The following is a 17,693-nucleotide window of genomic DNA, read 5'->3' on the forward strand; positions in this document are numbered from 1 at the left end:
ACTACACTTTTATTGTGATGGTGCACTGGAGATACCTATGGAAATTCTTATTCTGTTAGTGGTTTTAGTGGTACTGGTGTTTGCAGTCGGAGATATCCGTCGCAGCCTGGTAACTAAGCCCGTTTTTGCTATTTTTAAACGCATTTTGCCGCCCATGTCTGATACAGAACGTGAGGCCATGGAGGCGGGTGATGTTTGGTGGGACGGAGAACTGTTCAGCGGACGCCCGGACTGGCAGAAATTGCTGGATGTACCTGAACCTAAGCTCACCGCCGAGGAACAGACGTTTGTCGATAACCAGCTGGCTAAGCTGCTGGATATGCTTGACGATTTCAAAATTGTTCAGCAGGATCGCGACTTGCCCAAACAAGTTTGGGATTATCTGCGCAAAGAACGATTCTTCGCCATGATTATTGGTAAAGATTACGGCGGCCTTGATTTTACCCCGGCGGCAAATTCCTACATCGTCTCGCGCATTGCCAGTCGTTCTATCAGTGCTGCGGTATCTGTTATGGTTCCGAACTCTCTGGGGCCGGGCGAACTACTAACGCATTATGGTACTAAAGAACAAAAAGACTACTGGTTGCCGCGTCTTTCTGATGGCACTGACATTCCGTGTTTCGCCTTAACCGGACCAGAAGCTGGCTCCGATGCTGGTTCAATTCCGGATGAAGGTATTATTTGTAAAGGCGAGCACGAGGGTGAAGAAGTTGTTGGTATTCGTCTTAACTGGTCGAAGCGTTACATTACCTTAGCGCCTTCAGCAACAGTTCTGGGTCTGGCATTTAAGCTCTACGATCCGGAAGCCTTATTAGGTGATAAAAAAGAAATTGGTATTACTTGTGCGTTAATCCCGACATCGCACAAAGGTATTGAAATTGGCGATCGTCATTTCCCTCTGAACCAGGCGTTTCTGAACGGTACAACCTTTGGTAAAGACGTCTTTATTCCGTTGAAATGGATTATTGGTGGTTCAGATTATGCCGGTAAAGGCTGGCGTATGCTGGTTGAATGTTTGTCAGCAGGGCGTGGTATTTCATTGCCGGCACTGGCTGCTGCATCAGGCCACGTAACTCAGCGTATGACTGGCGCTTACGCTTATGTGCGTCAGCAATTCGGCATGCCAATTGGTATGTTCGAAGGTGTTCAGTCATCAATGGGTAAAATTGGCGGAACCAACTACACACTCGAATCTATGCGTCGTCTGACCATTTCTGCTTTATGTCAGGGGCAGAGTCCTTCGGTGGTAACCGCCATGACCAAATACCACATGACCGAAATGGGTCGTGAAGTATTAGAGCACGCAATGGATATTCACGCCGGTAAAGGCATTCAATTAGGTCCGCATAATTATCTGGGCCACGCCTACATGGCGACACCAGTGTCTATTACGGTTGAGGGCGCAAATATTCTGACCCGAAACTTGATGATATTTGGTCAGGGCGCAACGCGTTGTCACCCCTACGTACTTAAAGAAATGAAAGCTGCGGCTAACCCGAATGAAGACGAGGGCATGCGTGAGTTCGACGGTCTGCTGATGAAACATATCGGTTTTGCCGCCAGTAACGTCTTTGGCAGCTTATGGCTGGGTCTGAGCGGCGCACGCTTTAGCGAGTCTCCGGTGAGTGGTGAAACTGCGCATTATTATCGTAAGCTGGGTCGTATGAGTCGTGGTTTAGCTTTAGCATCAGATATTTCTATGCTGATGATGGGCGGCGATTTGAAACGTAAAGAAATGATTTCAGCCCGCTTAGGTGACATTTTAAGTCATTTATATATGGGTTCGGCAGTACTGAAGCGCTTTGAAGACGAAGGCCGTCAGGTAGCTGATTTACCTTACGTTCATTATGCGTTGAAGCACCATTTATACAGCATTGCCGATGCGTTTTACGGTTTCTTTGATAACTTCCCGAATCGCTTCATGGCGTGGGTAATGCGTATTTTGATATTCCCACTGGGCAATCATTTCAAAAAACCGTCTGATGAAATTTTACAGGACATCAGTGTCAGCATGATGGAGCCGGGCGTTACTCGTGACCGTCATACCTTCCTGTGTTACTGGAAAGACAGTATTGGTGATGCCACCGGACATATGGAAAAAGCCTTTATTTCGATGCTGGAAATGAAGTCGGTTTATAAAACGCTGCGTAAAGCGCAAAAACGCGGTGAATTGTCTTCTAACCTAAATGGTAAAGAGCTTGCCGATGTGGCGCTTGAGAAAGGCTTAATTGATAAAGACACTGCTGAAAAACTGGCAGAAACCGAAGAGCTTCGTTTAACCGCCATTGGCGTGGACAGCTTTGCTCCCGGTATTATCGAAAACAACCAGTTTTACACGGCTAAAGGCGACATAAGAAAAGCAGCGGTTAAAGATTAACCGCTGCTGCATCGGGTTCCTGCGTATAAACTTACTGCAGGGACTCGCGCTTATCCTTCATGTTGTGAATAGGTTTAACAAAAGAGCGCGCCTGAGCGCTCTTTTTTATTTCTGCGCTGGCGGAGTCTACCGGGCAACTGCCGGTGCTAATGTATGTATTGGCTGCCGCCGTTAATGGGTCCTCTGGGCTTCCCCAGTCAGCGACCAACTGGTCTTCAACCGAACAGGTTGGTGTCAGACCATTGTAGTATTTCCCTTCACCTTCTGAATTGACAGTTTCAAAGTTAATGGCAAAAGTGACTTTATCGCACAACTCGGCGGGCTGTTGTCCAACTGGTTTACCGCAAGTTGGCTGGCCTAACGTGACTACCTCTATATGAGGTTTTAAAGAGTTAATAATGATTTCTGAAGACGAACAACTGCTGCCGGTGGTCAACACAAACACCCGGTCTAAATCAAGTTGCTCGACACCATCGACCAAACTAAAAGGGAGTGTCTGGTTCTGGTCGCTGTTCTGCTCGTTAAAGCGGTATTGCAAAAAGGTTTTCCCCTCAACATTCGTGCCCGCAGTCTGAGTTGCAATTTGATTGGCATAACGAATTAAGCCCCCGCCGTTATAGCGCACGTCAATGACTAAATGGTTAATGCCTTCGCTGGCAAATTGGTCAAATGCGGTATTTAAATCTGCGCCAGTGCGGTTAATGAATGAGTCCAGTGCAAAGTAACCAACCGTGTCACCATTTTGCTCGTAAGTTTGAGCTCCCATAACGGTATTGGTTTCTACTTCAACTTTGCTCAACAACTCGGTCTGCTCGGTTCCATCCGGCTTTTGCCAGGTAATTTCACGGCTCAGACCTTGCTCACTCGGCCCCAGGGCTTGGTTAAATTCATCATTTGCCAGTAAGTCAGAAACGGACACGCCATCAATAGCCAGAATTTCGTCAGCACGCTCCATACCTGCAGAGGCAGCAGGCGAACCGTCATAAACAAAACGAATTTTTACCCGGCTGGCGCTAATTTGCTCCATAGAAAAACCAAACCCGAAATAAGTGGCACTGACAAACAGCTGATCATATTCTTCCTCTGTAAGAATATAGCTGTAGGTGTCTTCCGGTACGCGTAATTCTTCAAGAACCGCATAAACGTCGTCAAAGGCCTCAGGGTCTAAGCTGTCCTGTAGCTGACTTGCCCAGAAGTAATCCTCTTTCATGTACTCGAAAAACTCTTCATTTTGATATTCAGCGGAACAAAAAGCGTAATTATTGTCACCACCACCGGCAGAGCCACCGGATCTGCCGCTGTCCGAGCCGTCGCTGTCTGAACCGCCGCAGGCCGACAGTGCTAAAGTGATACCAATACATAAAAGCGATTTTTCGAGTTTCATATCGCGCCTCTTTTGTTGTAATAATGTTAATTTAGCACAGCGAACGAAAAGATAAACAAGGAACATGGCGTCTTTACTGAACTCATGGCAAACTGCTGACTATTGAAAACCAAACGAGAAAGCCGCTGTTATGGCACAACTAATGATAGATATTGCGGGCACAGAGCTGACCGCGGAGGATAAAAAACTTCTTGCGGCACCGGCCGTAAACGGACTCATTCTGTTTACACGGAATTTTGCCTCGCTGGAACAACTGCAGGAGTTAATAGGTGAGGCACGAGCCGCTGCGGCTAAGCCGTTGCTTATTGCAGTTGACCACGAAGGCGGGCGGGTGCAACGCTTCCGTCAAGGCTTTAGCGCCATTCCATCTATGGGATCGCTGCAAAAAATTGAAGATGAAGACGAACGCCAGCGCTCCGCGCGTGACTTAGGCTGGCTAATGGCAGCAGAAGTTCAGGCTGTGGGAATTGATATCAGCTTTGCGCCGGTGCTGGACGTAGACGACTGCAGTGACGTTATTGGTGACCGTGCATTTTCTGCGGTGCCGTCGGAAATTTCTAAGGTGGCGTCCTCCTTTATTGAAGGCATGCATGAAGCCGGTATGGCTTGTACGGGTAAGCATTTTCCCGGACACGGTTCTGTTCAGGCTGATTCCCACATTGCCATTCCGGAAGACGACCGTACCTTAGAGCAAATTCGCGCCCACGACTTAAAGCCGTTTTTGTCATTAAGCCAGAAACTGGACGGCATAATGCCGGCTCACGTTATATACCCGCAAATAGACCCACAGCCTGCCGGTTTTAGCGAGTTCTGGTTACAGCAAATACTGCGCAGCGAATTGCAGTTTAACGGCACTATTTTTAGTGACGACTTGTCTATGCAGGGCGCAACCGTTGCCGGTGACATGGAACAACGCGCTGTGGCGGCGCTAAAGGCTGGCTGCGACATGATACTGGTATGCAATGACAGAGCCGGAGCGGTGCAAGTGTTGGATGCTGATTTGCCAGCAACTGAGCCAGAAAGCGCACAACGCGTAAATAGAATGCTGATGTCATCGTCGGCGGTATCGCTGGAAGAGTTAAAACGCACCGAGCGCTGGGAACAAGCCCAACGCTGGCTGTAGGTTATTCGTAAACTATCATTCGTAAGTAATGGGGTCTTCAATGCCGTTGGCGGCGAAGGCCTCTAAACGTTCCTGGCAGGCACCGCATTTACCACAGGCTTTGTCGCGCCCGTTATAGCAAGTCCAGGTTTGGCTGTAGTCCAGCCCCATTTTTATGCCGTCGGCTAAAATCGCGTTTTTGTCCACGTCTAAATAGGGCGCATGAACCGCTACCGGTTCGTAGTTCGCCATTTTACTCACTACATCCATTTGCCGTACAAACTCCGGACGACAGTCCGGGTAAATAGCGTGGTCACCCGAATGTGCGCCGTAATACACCGCAGAGGCCTCTTCAGACACCGCGTAACCAATGGCCAGTGACAGCAAAATCATATTGCGGTTGGGCACCACAGTGGACTTCATTGACTCTTCTTCGTAGTGGCCTTCAGGAATGTCGATATTGTCGGTTAGCGAGCTACCCGACAGCAGCGAGTTAATAGCGGTAATATCCACCACTTTATGGGGTATTCCATGCTGTTTACAGACGTTAGCCGCAACTTCTAATTCTTTGACATGGCGTTGTCCGTAGTTAAACGACAGTGCCAGTACCTCTTTTCCCTCGGCCAGGGCTTTGTGCAAAACGGTAAAAGAGTCCATTCCGCCTGAATAAATAACAACGACCTTTTGCGACATGCTATAACTCCCCGTATAATCCGCATTCACTCATGTTAACCAAAGCCATTTTAACGGAAGCTATGTCTTACCGCATCAACGAAATTTTTGAAACCTTGCAAGGCGAGGGCACCTTTACCGGCGTGCCATCTATTTTTCTGCGTTTGCAGGGTTGTCCTGTAGGCTGCCCCTGGTGCGATACCCAGCACACATGGGAAACCAACCCCAGCGACCAGGTGAGCATAGACGCATTAATGGCAAAAACCGAAGCTTCAGTAAAATGGTCAGAAATGACCGCCGAGGACATTATCGCGCGCTTTGAACAAGAAAGTTACTCCGCCAAACACGTAGTAATAACCGGCGGTGAACCCGCTATGTTTGACTTACTGCCGCTTGGCAAAGCCTTAGAAGCCAAGGGCTACCAGTTGCAAATAGAAACCAGCGGTACCTTTGAGCTAAAAGTGACCGACAGCACCTGGGTAACGGTATCGCCCAAACTGGATATGCCCGGTGGTTATTTAGTGCGCCCCGACTGCATGGCTCGCGCTAATGAAATAAAGCACCCCATAGCCATGCAAAAGCACATAGATGCGCTAGATTCCTTACTAGAACGCTGCCCACCCAAAGCAGACGCCATTATTTGCCTGCAACCCATAAGCCAGCGCCCACGCGCTACAGAGCTTGCCATGAAAACCTGCATAGCGCGCAACTGGCGCCTTTCCGTGCAGATGCATAAATATCTTAATATTGAGTAAGACATTTGCTACTTCTGATCTGATCCTCTAAAACTCGTTCTATACTTCCTGACTTCAACGCCAATTGTGGTGTTGATTATTGCCAGGAGGGAATTATGAATACGCATTTAGCTCGGCGTTCTCGTGGTCAGGGAATGACGGAGTACATCATTATTGTCGCTTTGATTGCCGTTGCTGCAATCGGAGTCTATTCACTTTTTGGTAAGTCCATACGTAACCAGGTGGCTGGACTTGCTCAAGAAATGACAGGTCAATCATCTACGCAACAATTAAACAGAGCTCGGCAGTCTTCAAGACGCGCCGGAACTGTGGCCAATACTGAAGTAAACCTCGGAAATTATGACGAGGCCACTGAGCAAGGCAAGAAGAAATGATTGCTTTGGAAAAATCCAACACGCGAATAAAAGGACAAACCCTGATTTTAATGGTCGGGGTTTTGTTACTCGTTTCGATGTTGCTTTTCGCTGTGACCGATATGGGGAAGCACGCCAGGCGCCAGTGGTACTTGCAAAGTGTTGCTGATAACGCGGCTTATAGCGCAGCTGTTGCTATGTCCCGGCAGATGAACTTTCTAGCTTTAACAAATCGTGCACTTATTGGAAACCAGGTAGCAATAGCTCAGTGGGTTGGTCTAGCGAGCTATATGTCTATGTTAGACCGGACGGCGGACAACTTAGAGACAGTAACGTCATTCATTCCTTATATTGGGCAAATAACCAGAGTGTTATCCACCATTCTCGACCGAGTCGAGGAAGGTTATCAGCAATTGGCGCGTGTCTTAATCCGTTTTCAATCGGCTGTGATACAGGGAATATCAGCGGCACAGAGACTTTTAGATGCAAGTTTCGTCATGGAGCTACCACTTCTTATTCAAGATATCGTTGATAAGCATTCAGGAGATCTAGGTTGGGAAGCGTATCAGGGAGGTGGTGTTGTGCCATTTCCAACTCTTTGGTGGCGCAAAACAGAAGTCCGTAATACTAAAAACGCTAAGGAATCCAAAGAGTTTGAAGAGCTTACTTTAAATAGTCTGGATCCTTTTAGTAGAAGTAGAGGATACAACTGGGTAGACATATTCACTCATAAAATAGTAAAGCGTGGCGGAACAGAATTATCAAGAAACAGACACGGAGGTTGGGATTGGCACGCGCTGGATTCTGTTTCGCTTCACGGACGAAAATGGTTTGTAGGTAGTTATAGGGAGCAACTGCCATTAGGTTGGGGTGCGAAAGCACAAAAACAAAAACGTTATCATCGTTCCGGTTACGGGGGCGCTTTTCAAAAGAACTCAATGTCTTCCCGACTCGGGTTAGCGCAGATGGAGTCGTTTAATTCGAATCCGCAAAAATTTAGCTATATGCGGCTAAGCAACTTTTTAAAGATGAGCATGGATACGGTGATAATAAAAGTGGGGGGTATTAACCAAGTTGCATATGCTAAAGCAAAAACGCATTTTAGTCGTCCAGACAAAATCTTCTCTAGAAAAGATGAGCTTTATGAAACGGATAACTTGTTTAATGCGCTCTGGGAGCCTCAGCTAACTTCAATATCTTATAAAGATAAAACAGGAATTTTAGGTCGTGACGTGCTCTAAATATAAAGGTCAAGCTACTGTTGAGATCCTGTTATCAATTGGTATTTTGCTAGCTATTTATTTGTCGTTGTATCAAGTCCTTATACCTGTGGTTGACAACAGTACCATTAACCTTATTGAGGCTCGTAAAGTTATTTGGAGCAGGGTTATGGATGTTGATCGAGCTAAATTATCGGGAAATTACCGGTTAAATAAACATACAGAAAAGTTATTTATTCCTCTAAATGAGCTTCTCCCCGTAAAGCTCCAGGGAAAAAACTTAAGAGAGTTGAAGAAAATGGATAAAAAACCTTTTTATCCAATGAGTAGGCTAACAGATAGTTGGAAGGCAAAAAGCAGCGAGGAGCTATCGACTAGGCCTGCGTCTTTAGTTGTAAATAACTTACTCTCAGGAGAAATGACAGAATTAATCCAAGATAGGCTTGGCTCAATTTTTTTGGCTAAAGAGCTTAGTTCCGATTATTTAGTTTTCGGTACGATATCTCCGGATGTCGTGCCAGAGGATGTACTTCAAAAAAAGGAATAGTTATGGATTTACCCGTAGTTTTAGATGACTGGAGCTGGGCTGAGCAACCGATTAGTTCATCCATCAATATTGATGCTCTTTTTTTGAGAAAGCCAGAAACTCCTGACTGGAAAAAGTTGAGCCTGTTTTATCCATATTGTCCCGGAGGAGAAATAATATTTTGGCTTTGTCCCATAGAAAATACCGATTGGACGTTGTTTGAGGTAGAAAAAGGACAATGGATACTAATGCCACTGACTAATTTTCCAGCACATGAAGAATCTTTAAGAGGGCCTATTACTCCCATTTCAGAACATGAAAGAAATGGAGAGAAAATATGGATTTATTTGGCGAGATATCCGTTTAAACAGTTACAAACCGCGATGATGTCCTATTACAGTCAAAAAGTTGATTCTTTTCAATCTATTGAGAAGGAAAATGATGTTTGGATATTAAAAGAGAATATGGGGCGCGTAATTTTTTCTGAACAAGGCGAGTATGTGATTCTGGCTCATTTTTTATGAGGAAGATTCTAGTCATAGCCCGGTACGAACAACGAAGCCGACTTATTAGCTAACAATCCTGCGAGTGCGGCGGGAACTAAGGTGTGTTTATGATTGCTGATATTCCTGCAGGGTTTGATAAATGGGAATGGTCTGAAATGCCAATTTCTCAGAATGCGACGGCTACTGCCTATTTTTTACAAAGTCCTAATGTTCCAGACTGGAGTGTGATTGAAAATTTCTACTCCTACTGTCCGGCTCCTCATGGAGATTTTTGGATTTGTCCAATTGGAGAAGACAACTGGACTTTCTTCAAAGGAAAATATGGTTCATGGATTTTAAGTAAAATAATTCTTCCGTATATGGAAAAGCCTAAACTTGACGGGCCTTTTCATGCCATTTCAAAAACCCAGAAAAATGGAAAAGAGGTCTGGGTTTATTTATCGACATTCAAATTCAAAGATATAAAAAACGTATTAAAATTAACTTACAGCCAAAAAATCGATTCTTTTCAATCGATTGAGAAACCTCATGACTTTTGGATCTTTAAAGAAGATATGGGACGCTTAATGTTCTCCGAGCAAGGTGAGTATGTGATTTTGGTTCATGTCCTATGAGAAGAAAACAAAGTGGTCAGGCATCGACAGAGTGGTTATTGATCTCTCTCTTAATAATGACCACTTTACTTATTTTTGAAGAGCAATTTTCACTGATTGATTATTTAATTGAGACGGGTCGTAACGCGAAAGATTTTTATTATTTTATTTGGCGCTATTTAGTACTAATACCAGGAGGAGGCTCATGACAAAAAAGGCGAAATGGATTTTTGCCGTCATTTTTAGTTCAATAATTTCGATGGTGACTGTTTTTTTAATTCATCAATATCTACAGAAAGAAACTTCCCGACGACTTCAAGAGGCCTCAGGAAGTGCTGGTAGCGTTGTTGTTTTTTCCAAAGACCTTAATGCCGGAGATATTCTTGAAGTAAGCGACTTGCTGGTTCGAAAATATCCGCACGAACTTATCAATGAGCATTGGTACCTGGAGAGCTCGGCTAGTTTAGTTATCGGTAGGAAACTAAGAAATTCTGTTAAATCTGGTGAACCCGTTTCTGAACGAATTTTATCGAATAATCAGAACAGTGGTTTGTCGGAAGTTCTGCCTAATGGTTATTACGCTATCACGGTCACTACGGATAATTTAGGCCACCATAATGCGCTGCTGAAAGTCGGAGATCAGGTTGATATTGTATTTGCCGGAGATTCTTTCGAAAGTTCACGAGAGTACCTTTCTTTTGAAAAAATTGAAGTTTTCGATATCCACGGATTGCAGGAGGGATATGGTTCATATTCGCTGACATTGTTGGTGGAGCCTGAGAAGGTAGCGGCATTTACGAAAGCTATTGGAAGTCCAATGTTGGTGTGGGCGAGAAGCCGCCATTTGGATCAAGTAAGTATTTGGCATCAAGATTCTAAACAAAGCAAGGTGCAACCATGGAAGGTTCAGTAAAGTTCAAACATTACTTAGTCGTGGCTCTGTTATTGTTCGTCGTCCTTAATGCTCGGGCTGAGGTTAATCATAGCTCCTACTATCTTGAAGAAGGTGAGACTCGAATTATCAGTATAGAGCCAGGAAGTGACATTCTTATCAGTGACGAGACTGTTGTAGATGTTCATGTGCTCGATAATAGCCGTGCAATTTTAAGAGGGGTGGGAGTTGGTAAAGCTGATATCTGGCTAAAATCCGAAGAGGTATTAAAAGAGTTAAAGGTTATTGTAACAGCGAGCCTGGAGCTCTCCCTGGAGGGGCGTTTAGACGCTATATCTGAAGCAGAACAGACTCTTAACAAAACAGAAAAGTCCGGAATTACAGTTTTAACGGGCAAGGTATCCAAAAGAAATTACGAAGAGCTTGAGAAAATTTCCGAGAATCATGAAGAGATTTTAAATTTAACTGAATCTTTTCAGGAAGAGCCGCCTATGTTGACCTTGAGAGTCAATATTCTGGAAACCAAGCGCCAGTATCTCGAAGATCTTGGAATTAGATGGCAAGGGACAACGAGCGGCCCTACATTTTCGAGCTCTTTATCTGGTTTGTTCGAGTGGGACGCCGAAATTAATTCCCAACTGATGCTTATGCAGCGACGCGGTCTAGCCAAACTATTGGCAAATCCTGTTTTATCTACCCAAAGCGGTGAGAAGGCAACGTTTCTTGCGGGAGGGGAACTGCCTATTCCTCAAGTTGTCGCGCAGGGTATGCAGGACGTTACTTTCCGCGAATACGGCATAAAGCTTGTTATTCAGCCGGTCGTTTTAGATGACAACAGAATAAAAACTCAGCTTCACGCCGAATTAAGCAATATTGATCCTGCTGTTTCTGTTTCAGGTGTCCCCGGCATACTTAGTCGTCGTACGGAATCGGTGTTTCTTTCAAATGACGGAGACACGCTGGTTTTGTCTGGTCTTTTAAGTACAGATGAGTCAGCTCAGGATGACGAGATACCGGGCTTAGATTCATTGCCGATTCTGGGAAATGCCTTCAGAAGTCAGCAGAACAGAGAGCAAACCACGGAATTAATTATTATGGTTACCGCTGAGCGTATGGATACGGCTAAAGAGCGATTGAATGATAAGCAAAAACGATTAGCGCAAAAACACGACTGGTATCAGAAAGACTCCATTTTACAGCTAAGGGAGACATTTCGATGACATCAGTAAATTTAATCAACAGCCTCAAAGAGCATTTAGATACCAGAGATCCGCGTTTTGAGTCTATGAGTGAATGCGAGTTGAGACGCTATGCTGAATCCTATTTAAAGGAAACTACAGGTGAGTCCGGAAAAGACATAGCAGATGTAGTGGCTGAAGTGATTGGTCTGGGCCCTATTGAGCGCCTTTTAGAAGATGACTCAGTAACTGAAATTATGGTTAATAGCTATGATCAGATCTATGTTGAACGCTCAGGTAAGTTGCAAAAAGCGGATGAACAATTCAGTAACGAATTTTCTCTGCGGCGGACTATCGATAAGATCGTTCTGCCTTTAGGTCGTCACGTTGATGATGCTTCGCCTATGGTCGATGCTCGTTTACCGGACGGTTCTCGCGTAAACGCTGTTTTAGGACCTTTAGCGACCAAAGGATCGTGTCTCACTATTCGAAAGTTCATTAAGAAATCTTTAACGGTCAAGAACTTGGTAGATAGTGGCTCATTAACGGAGCAAGCTGCTGAATTCTTAAGGCTTGCTGTTCGTTGTCGCCAAAATATAATTGTTTCTGGCGGGACTGGAACGGGAAAAACAACCTTATTAAATATTCTGTCTCAGGCAATTCCTGAAGATGAAAGAATTATAAGTATCGAAGACGCGGCTGAACTGCGGTTAGATCACAATAATTTGATAAGTCTTGAGGCCAGACCCAAAAATCAAGAAGGGACCGGCGCTATAAATATTCGCGAGCTCGTTATTAATGCGCTGAGAATGCGTCCCGATCGACTTATTGTAGGCGAGTGCCGTGGGTCGGAAGCTTTAGACATGTTACAGGCTATGAACACTGGTCACGCGGGATCTCTGAGCACGGTTCATGCGAACAGTGCTCGCGATGCTTTAAGACGTTTGGAAATTATGGTCTTGATGGGTGGAATAGAGCTTCCTATTTCTGCGTTGCGGCAACAAATAGCCAGTGCCGTTAATATTGTGGTTCAGATAGCGCGTCTTTCTGATGGCAGAAGATCCGTGCTTAGTATCAGTGAAGTTACGGGTATAGACGATAATGTTTTACAGCTGTCACCACTATTTGAAAGGCGCAATACGACTCAGTCATTAATAAGTAATAAGACGTTATGTAAGTTTGCTGACGAACAAGGGGACGACATTCGCCAGGAGGTCTGGGAATCGATTATGGGAGATGGGTTATGTTCATCTTCGTTTTAGCGTTCTTAATCGTTTGCAGCGGACTTTGCTGGCTATGGATCTTTTCGCATTTAACACCAAAACGATATCAGCAACTTGAAGAGAAATTGACGCTATCAACAGTACGCTCTTTAGAAGAGTTTTTCTTGAGAATGCCGGTAACAATTTTGGTCAGAAGTTATTTGGTAGTCACGCTTTTATCGCCCTTAATCGTATGGTTTTATGTTAATAGAACCTGGGCAGTAGCGACGTTTGTTATGACTCTATTGGCTCCGCCATTTGTTTATCACCATTTTAAAAAGCAACGTTACATAAAAGTTGAAAAGCAGTTGCCCGGTATGTTGATTGGCCTCAGTAACCAGTTAAGAAGTGGTACAAGTGTCGGATCAGCATTGAAGAATTTAAAAGGAACGTTACTACCTCCCTTAGGGCAAGAGGTGGACGAGCTGTTGAGGCAGGAAAAAGTGGGTAAGCCATTAACTGATTGCTTGGAAGACTGGCAGCGGAGAGTTCCTGTTTTCTCCATTAAACTGGTGGTTCAATCTTTAGTTTTAGGTTTGAAAAGTGGAGGGCAACAATCGGATTTATTTCTAAGATTGGCTGATAATCTCCAACAACAGCAGCACATAAAAGAGCGGCAGATAACGCTGACTTCACAAGCTAGGATGCAGGCTAAAATTCTCGTTATGATGCCAGTTGGATTGTATTTTCTTTTAAGTTGGATGAAACCAGAACATACAGCACTTTTTACTGAGTCACGCGTTGGTATTTTTATGCTTATAGTGGCCCTTATATTAATGGTTATTGGTGGGTGGATGGTTAAGCGAATTATGCATCCGGAAGATGAAAAATGATTATAGTTGCTGCCTTAATATTTCTCGCTACTCTTAGCTTTTCGCTTTTAGTCCCCCCTGTCTGGCAAATACTGGGGCTTGGGCAAAAGCTTGATTATGCAGTATCAAAAATTTGGTCCGTTTTACCGGAAAATGTCAAAAGATGGACTGTTCGTTACCTGGAAGTAGATTTCCTAAAAGGAGCCGGTAGATCATTTTGTTTCTGGGTTTTTATGGCATGTGTGTCAGTCTCTATCTCTCTGCTTTCTGGATTTTGGCTTTTAAGCCTTGCTTATATTCTCTTATTACTAATGATCATAAATAAGAGAAGACAGTTAGTTCTAAAAAATAACAAAGCGATAGTTCGCCAACTTCCTGATTTTTGTGATCTAATTTCTATGATGATTGCTTCAGGTATTCCGTTAATTTCCGCTTTAGAAAAGGTATCTGCGTCGTGCAGCGATCTTCTGCTGGCGCGGGAGATCACATCGATGCTTAGTCGGCTAAGGCGAGGGACAAGTTTTGCTCGGTCAATGGATGAACTGAATGAACGGTATGACGCAAAGCAGCTCCATGAGTGGACTTCGATGCTAATAAAAGGATATCAGCAAGGAACTAGCCTAACCAAGTCGTTAAGGTTTTATGCTAATCAATTAAGACAGGATTTACTTAACTCAGCGGAGAAGAGAGCGCAAGAGGCGCCAGTAAAGCTTCTTTTTCCACTTGTAACCTGTTTTTTCCCGGTAAATTTTCTGGTTATTCTGGGGCCAGTAATTGTTCAAATAAGCCAAGGAGGGTTTGGATGACAAATGAGAAAGAAATTATATTATGGCCCAAAGTAAAAGCCATGAAAAAGTTTCATCAAAGGTTGATTGGCATGCTGGGCGAGCAGCAACCAACGACAGAGATGGCTTTTTGGTTCCCATTTTGTAAATCAATACACACCTGGGGAATGAAAGAGCCAATTGATGTTGTAGCCTTTGACAAAGGAAACAACATTATAGAGATTCGCCGATTCATTTGTCCCAACGAAATGGCCCGTTTTAAAGGGGCTCACGGATTAATTGAAATGGCTGCTGGAAACTTTTGGCCTTTAGAAAAATGGGTTGGGAAGAAACTAAAGTTTATTAATAAGCATGGAGAGCTAAATGAAAACAAGCATTTTGATTGCTGTATTGCTATTGAGCTTAACTAATCAAGGCTGCAGTGCGACAGTAGAAGAGAGGCAAGTTAGGGAACAGAGTCTGGAAAGCGCCATTAACTGGTATAAGGATGGGGATCTTTTATCAGCAGAACAGCACTTGCAATGGTTACATCGTAAGGGGTTAGGAACGGATAAAAGTTGGGCTCTGCTCGGTAATATTTACTTTAGACAGTATCGTTTTGAAGCTAGTGAATCAGCTTACGGGCGATCCCTGAAATTTAATTCCTCTGACCGGAATGTGTGGTTTAACCTGGCATTACTCAACTTACGTCAGACCACCAACATTCTTATGGATGCTCGGGTCGAGCTGGATACATTTGACGGAGAGCTTGAAAGGCTACTCAATCAACTATTGAAACTTCAACAGGCACGCCTGAATGACGCACCTGAAGTTCCAGTTAACGCACCGAATGCTTCATTATCCGAGCCTTCTGGCGTTGCCAGTCGCGCTCTTTAATGGTGTCGCGTTTATCATGTGACTTTTTACCCTGGGCTAAAAATATTTCCAGTTTTGCCCACGGGCCTTTCCAGTACATGGTTGTGGCAACTATGGAATAGCCCTCACGCTCTGAGGCGCCAATAAGCTTATCCAGCTCGCGGCGCTTCAGCAGCAGTTTACGGCTGCGGTCTGGCTCGCAATAAACATGGCTTGAGGCTTGGTTAAGTGGCTGAATTTCGGCACCCAAAAGGTAAGCCTCGCCATTTTTTATAATGACGTAGCTGTCGCTAATGTTGACCTTGCCAGCCCGTATGCTCTTAATTTCCCAGCCCTGCAAACTGACACCCGCCTCGAACTTGTCTTCAAGGAAGTATTCATGCCGCGCTTTTTTATTACGAGCTATGGTATTGGATGATTGTTGTGGTTTCTTTTTACTCATGACAGCCATTATACCTATGCGCACTGAAAAGAAAATTGCTTTAAGGGCTTCAAAGCGTTTCTGGTTGCGTTATTATTGCGCAGTTGATTTTAGTCGTAGGTAAAAAAATGCCGAGTATCGAGAAAAGTGCTTTAGTTTCGTACAGCGCCAAACAAATGTTCGACCTCGTTAACCACGTTGAAGCTTACCCGGAGTTTGTGCCCGGATGTGCTGCTGCGCGGGTGCTGGAGTCGTCCAGCCAACAAAAAGTGGCTGCGTTAGACATAAGCAAAGCGGGTATCAGCAAAACCTTTACCACCCGCAATACGCTGCACGAACCCGAACGTATAGACATGGACCTGGTAGACGGGCCATTTAAAAAATTAACCGGTGGCTGGGTATTTACGCCACTGGCCGACGACGCCTGCAAAGTTGAGCTTAAGCTGGACTTTGAGTTTTCCAGTCGCTTGCTGGGCATGGCCTTTGGTAAAATATTTAAAGAAGTGACTTCCCGTATGGTCGATGCCTTTGTGAAAAGGGCGGAGCAGGTGTATGGAAACCAGCATGGGCAATAAATTAACCATTGAAGTGGCATACGCTACTCCTGACAAGCAAGTGCTGCTAACGGTGCATCCGCAAGAGGGCGCAACGGTAGAAGAGTGCATACGAATGTCGGACGTGTTCGAGCAGTTTCCGGAAATTGATCTTGAACAGCAAAAAGTGGGTATCTGGAATAAGACGGTGAAATTAGATGCACAGCCGCGAGACGGTGACCGTATTGAGATTTATCGTCCGCTCATTGCCGATCCAAAAGCCGTACGCAAACGTCGTGCGGAAGAAGCCAAACAGTCCGGCCGGGCTAATCGGGTTACCGGTGGCCGACCTGACACAAATCGCCGAACGCAGGCCGAGGAGTCTAAGCCAGAATGAAGCTGTATATCATGCGTCATGGTGAAGCAAACTACCCACAGGGCAGTTATTCTGATCGCGAGCGTCGTTTAACCACTAACGGTGAACACGAAGTTATAACCACGGCGAAATGGCTGATAGACAAACAGCCGAAGGTTGACTGTGTTTATGTCAGCCCATATATACGGGCTCAGCAAACGGCTTCTATTTTATTGTCGCACCTGAAAACCGGACAGAAGCAAAATTGCGATGACATTACGCCCGATGGTCATGCCGGTTCGGTTGTCAGTTGGTTGGCCGCAGAAATTCAGCAGCACGGTTATGAAAGTGTGGTGTTGGTGTCGCACATGCCGCTAGTGAGTTATTTAGTGCATGAGCTGGATGCCAGTGTGCAGCCTCCTATTTTTCCGACAGCGGGTATTGCGGTTGTCGACTTTTCTCCGGAAACCTTACGCGGCAAATTTCAGCAGCTGTTAATAGCAGAGCGGTGTGCGGGCTAATTACTAGCTCGCAACTTTTAACAGTACCAATAGCGACGCCGCGCCACCCCATTCCAGCGGCGCCTGATGGAACGCCCGAACATGCGGATGCTGCACCAGCCAGTGTGGCAATTGCTGCTTTAATTTACCACTGCCGTGCCCGTGCATAATGCAGCAACAGTCTATGTGTTCGCGCTCACATGCCAGTAATAACGCCGCTAACTCCTGGCGTGCCGTGGCTAATGTCATGCCGTGTAAGTCCAGCAGTAACTCGGGTGTGTAGTCTCCCCGGCGTAACTGTTTAACCAAATACCCAGACTCCCCCTCCGCAGCAAAACGAACCGGGCCGTCGGCAAAATGGGCTTCAAAATCATCGGAAAAATAATGACTGGCCGAGCGGCTGGCATCGGCAATTTGCTGGGCGCTGGGGTGTTGCGACAACTGCCTGCGTTTACGTAATTCAGCAATTTTGGGTGGTTCCGGTGCCAGTTTGTCCTGCTTTATACGGGCAGCACCTTTTGCGGCTTCACGAAAAAGCTCGATATCGTCTTCCGAAAGTGATGATGACTGACGTTTGTTTGCAACCATGATTGATGAAAACCGCGCTGAATT

At 45.2% G+C, this 17,693-nt stretch carries 22 protein-coding genes; 18 read left to right on the top strand and 4 right to left on the bottom strand.

What is annotated here, in order from left to right:
- Positions 1-37 precede the first annotated feature (37 nt).
- A complete protein-coding gene (locus U0358_RS05345; RefSeq protein WP_322407305.1) occupies positions 38-2,377 on the top strand; it encodes an acyl-CoA dehydrogenase in 2,340 nt (779 codons plus the stop codon).
- A gap of 31 nt (positions 2,378-2,408) precedes the next feature.
- On the opposite strand, the gene U0358_RS05350 is transcribed toward U0358_RS05345, so the two are convergent.
- Positions 2,409-3,761, bottom strand: a complete 1,353-nt coding sequence (locus U0358_RS05350) for a S41 family peptidase (protein ID WP_322407306.1) — start codon at positions 3,759-3,761, stop codon at positions 2,409-2,411.
- 130 nt (positions 3,762-3,891) lie between these two features.
- On the opposite strand from U0358_RS05350, the gene nagZ reads away from it, so the two are divergent.
- On the top strand, positions 3,892-4,884 hold the full coding sequence (gene nagZ / locus U0358_RS05355) for a beta-N-acetylhexosaminidase (protein WP_322407307.1): 993 nt from the start codon (positions 3,892-3,894) through the stop codon (positions 4,882-4,884).
- A 15-nt stretch (positions 4,885-4,899) separates the two neighbouring features.
- On the opposite strand, the gene queC is transcribed toward nagZ, so the two are convergent.
- A complete protein-coding gene (gene queC, locus U0358_RS05360; RefSeq protein ID WP_322407308.1) occupies positions 4,900-5,556 on the bottom strand; it encodes a 7-cyano-7-deazaguanine synthase QueC in 657 nt (218 codons plus the stop codon).
- A 62-nt stretch (positions 5,557-5,618) separates the two neighbouring features.
- Here queC and queE point away from each other — a divergent pair, with 62 nt between their 5' ends.
- The 13 genes from queE (at position 5,619) to U0358_RS05425 (ending at position 15,293) form a co-directional block, all read left to right on the top strand.
- Positions 5,619-6,290 carry a 7-carboxy-7-deazaguanine synthase QueE gene (gene queE / locus U0358_RS05365; RefSeq protein WP_416183000.1) on the top strand — a complete coding sequence of 224 codons (672 nt, stop codon included), beginning with the start codon at positions 5,619-5,621 and terminating at the stop codon, positions 6,288-6,290.
- Positions 6,291-6,385: 95 nt separating this feature from the next.
- A complete protein-coding gene (locus U0358_RS05370; RefSeq protein ID WP_011234161.1) occupies positions 6,386-6,664 on the top strand; it encodes a Flp family type IVb pilin in 279 nt (92 codons plus the stop codon).
- Entirely contained in the window at positions 6,661-7,884 is a 1,224-nt protein-coding gene (locus U0358_RS05375) for a TadE/TadG family type IV pilus assembly protein (RefSeq protein ID WP_322407310.1), read from the top strand. Before U0358_RS05370 ends, U0358_RS05375 begins: the two co-directional genes overlap by 4 nt.
- Before the next feature lie 148 nt (positions 7,885-8,032).
- Positions 8,033-8,410, top strand: a complete 378-nt coding sequence (locus U0358_RS05380) for a hypothetical protein (protein WP_322407311.1) — start codon at positions 8,033-8,035, stop codon at positions 8,408-8,410.
- Between the two features lie 2 nt (positions 8,411-8,412).
- Positions 8,413-8,913, top strand: a complete 501-nt coding sequence (locus U0358_RS05385) for a hypothetical protein (RefSeq protein ID WP_322407312.1) — start codon at positions 8,413-8,415, stop codon at positions 8,911-8,913.
- 89 nt (positions 8,914-9,002) lie between these two features.
- The gene (locus tag U0358_RS05390) at positions 9,003-9,509 is read left to right on the top strand and encodes a hypothetical protein (protein WP_322407313.1); all 507 of its coding nucleotides are present in this window, start codon (positions 9,003-9,005) and stop codon (positions 9,507-9,509) included.
- Between the two features lie 184 nt (positions 9,510-9,693).
- Positions 9,694-10,401 carry a Flp pilus assembly protein CpaB gene (gene cpaB, locus U0358_RS05395; protein ID WP_317496623.1) on the top strand — a complete coding sequence of 236 codons (708 nt, stop codon included), beginning with the start codon at positions 9,694-9,696 and terminating at the stop codon, positions 10,399-10,401.
- Positions 10,386-11,600 (top strand): type II and III secretion system protein family protein, encoded by a 1,215-nt coding sequence (locus tag U0358_RS05400; protein WP_322407314.1) that lies wholly within the window; start codon positions 10,386-10,388, stop codon positions 11,598-11,600. The genes cpaB and U0358_RS05400 overlap by 16 nt, the downstream gene beginning before the upstream one ends.
- Entirely contained in the window at positions 11,597-12,820 is a 1,224-nt protein-coding gene (locus U0358_RS05405; RefSeq protein ID WP_322407315.1) for a TadA family conjugal transfer-associated ATPase, read from the top strand. The genes U0358_RS05400 and U0358_RS05405 overlap by 4 nt, the downstream gene beginning before the upstream one ends.
- Positions 12,802-13,653 carry a type II secretion system F family protein gene (locus U0358_RS05410; protein WP_317496626.1) on the top strand — a complete coding sequence of 284 codons (852 nt, stop codon included), beginning with the start codon at positions 12,802-12,804 and terminating at the stop codon, positions 13,651-13,653. The genes U0358_RS05405 and U0358_RS05410 overlap by 19 nt, the downstream gene beginning before the upstream one ends.
- Positions 13,650-14,438, top strand: coding sequence for a type II secretion system F family protein (locus U0358_RS05415; protein WP_322407317.1), 789 nt, complete (start codon positions 13,650-13,652; stop codon positions 14,436-14,438). The genes U0358_RS05410 and U0358_RS05415 overlap by 4 nt, the downstream gene beginning before the upstream one ends.
- A complete protein-coding gene (locus tag U0358_RS05420; RefSeq protein WP_322407318.1) occupies positions 14,435-14,827 on the top strand; it encodes a DUF192 domain-containing protein in 393 nt (130 codons plus the stop codon). The genes U0358_RS05415 and U0358_RS05420 overlap by 4 nt, the downstream gene beginning before the upstream one ends.
- Positions 14,781-15,293 carry a hypothetical protein gene (locus U0358_RS05425; protein WP_322407319.1) on the top strand — a complete coding sequence of 171 codons (513 nt, stop codon included), beginning with the start codon at positions 14,781-14,783 and terminating at the stop codon, positions 15,291-15,293. The genes U0358_RS05420 and U0358_RS05425 overlap by 47 nt, the downstream gene beginning before the upstream one ends.
- Here U0358_RS05425 and smpB read toward each other — a convergent pair.
- Complete coding sequence (gene smpB / locus U0358_RS05430; protein ID WP_034820895.1) at positions 15,235-15,714, bottom strand: SsrA-binding protein SmpB; 480 nt, start codon at positions 15,712-15,714, stop codon at positions 15,235-15,237. The two genes, U0358_RS05425 and smpB, sit on opposite strands and share 59 nt — an antisense overlap.
- 107 nt (positions 15,715-15,821) lie before the next feature.
- Between smpB and U0358_RS05435 the strand changes: the two genes are divergently transcribed.
- The 3 genes from U0358_RS05435 to sixA are packed head-to-tail and all read left to right on the top strand — an operon-like array spanning position 15,822 to position 17,102.
- On the top strand, positions 15,822-16,268 hold the full coding sequence (locus U0358_RS05435; RefSeq protein ID WP_153849005.1) for a type II toxin-antitoxin system RatA family toxin: 447 nt from the start codon (positions 15,822-15,824) through the stop codon (positions 16,266-16,268).
- The gene (locus U0358_RS05440; protein WP_322407320.1) at positions 16,246-16,623 is read left to right on the top strand and encodes an RnfH family protein; all 378 of its coding nucleotides are present in this window, start codon (positions 16,246-16,248) and stop codon (positions 16,621-16,623) included. Before U0358_RS05435 ends, U0358_RS05440 begins: the two co-directional genes overlap by 23 nt.
- On the top strand, positions 16,620-17,102 hold the full coding sequence (sixA, locus tag U0358_RS05445; RefSeq protein ID WP_114981509.1) for a phosphohistidine phosphatase SixA: 483 nt from the start codon (positions 16,620-16,622) through the stop codon (positions 17,100-17,102). The genes U0358_RS05440 and sixA overlap by 4 nt, the downstream gene beginning before the upstream one ends.
- Positions 17,103-17,105: 3 nt before the next feature.
- Here the strand turns inward: sixA and smrB are convergent, their stop codons facing one another.
- A complete protein-coding gene (smrB, locus tag U0358_RS05450; RefSeq protein WP_317496631.1) occupies positions 17,106-17,669 on the bottom strand; it encodes an endonuclease SmrB in 564 nt (187 codons plus the stop codon).
- Positions 17,670-17,693 lie beyond the last annotated feature (24 nt).

The sequence above is a fragment of the Idiomarina sp. PL1-037 genome, from assembly GCF_034422975.1.
Classification (GTDB): domain Bacteria; phylum Pseudomonadota; class Gammaproteobacteria; order Enterobacterales; family Alteromonadaceae; genus Idiomarina.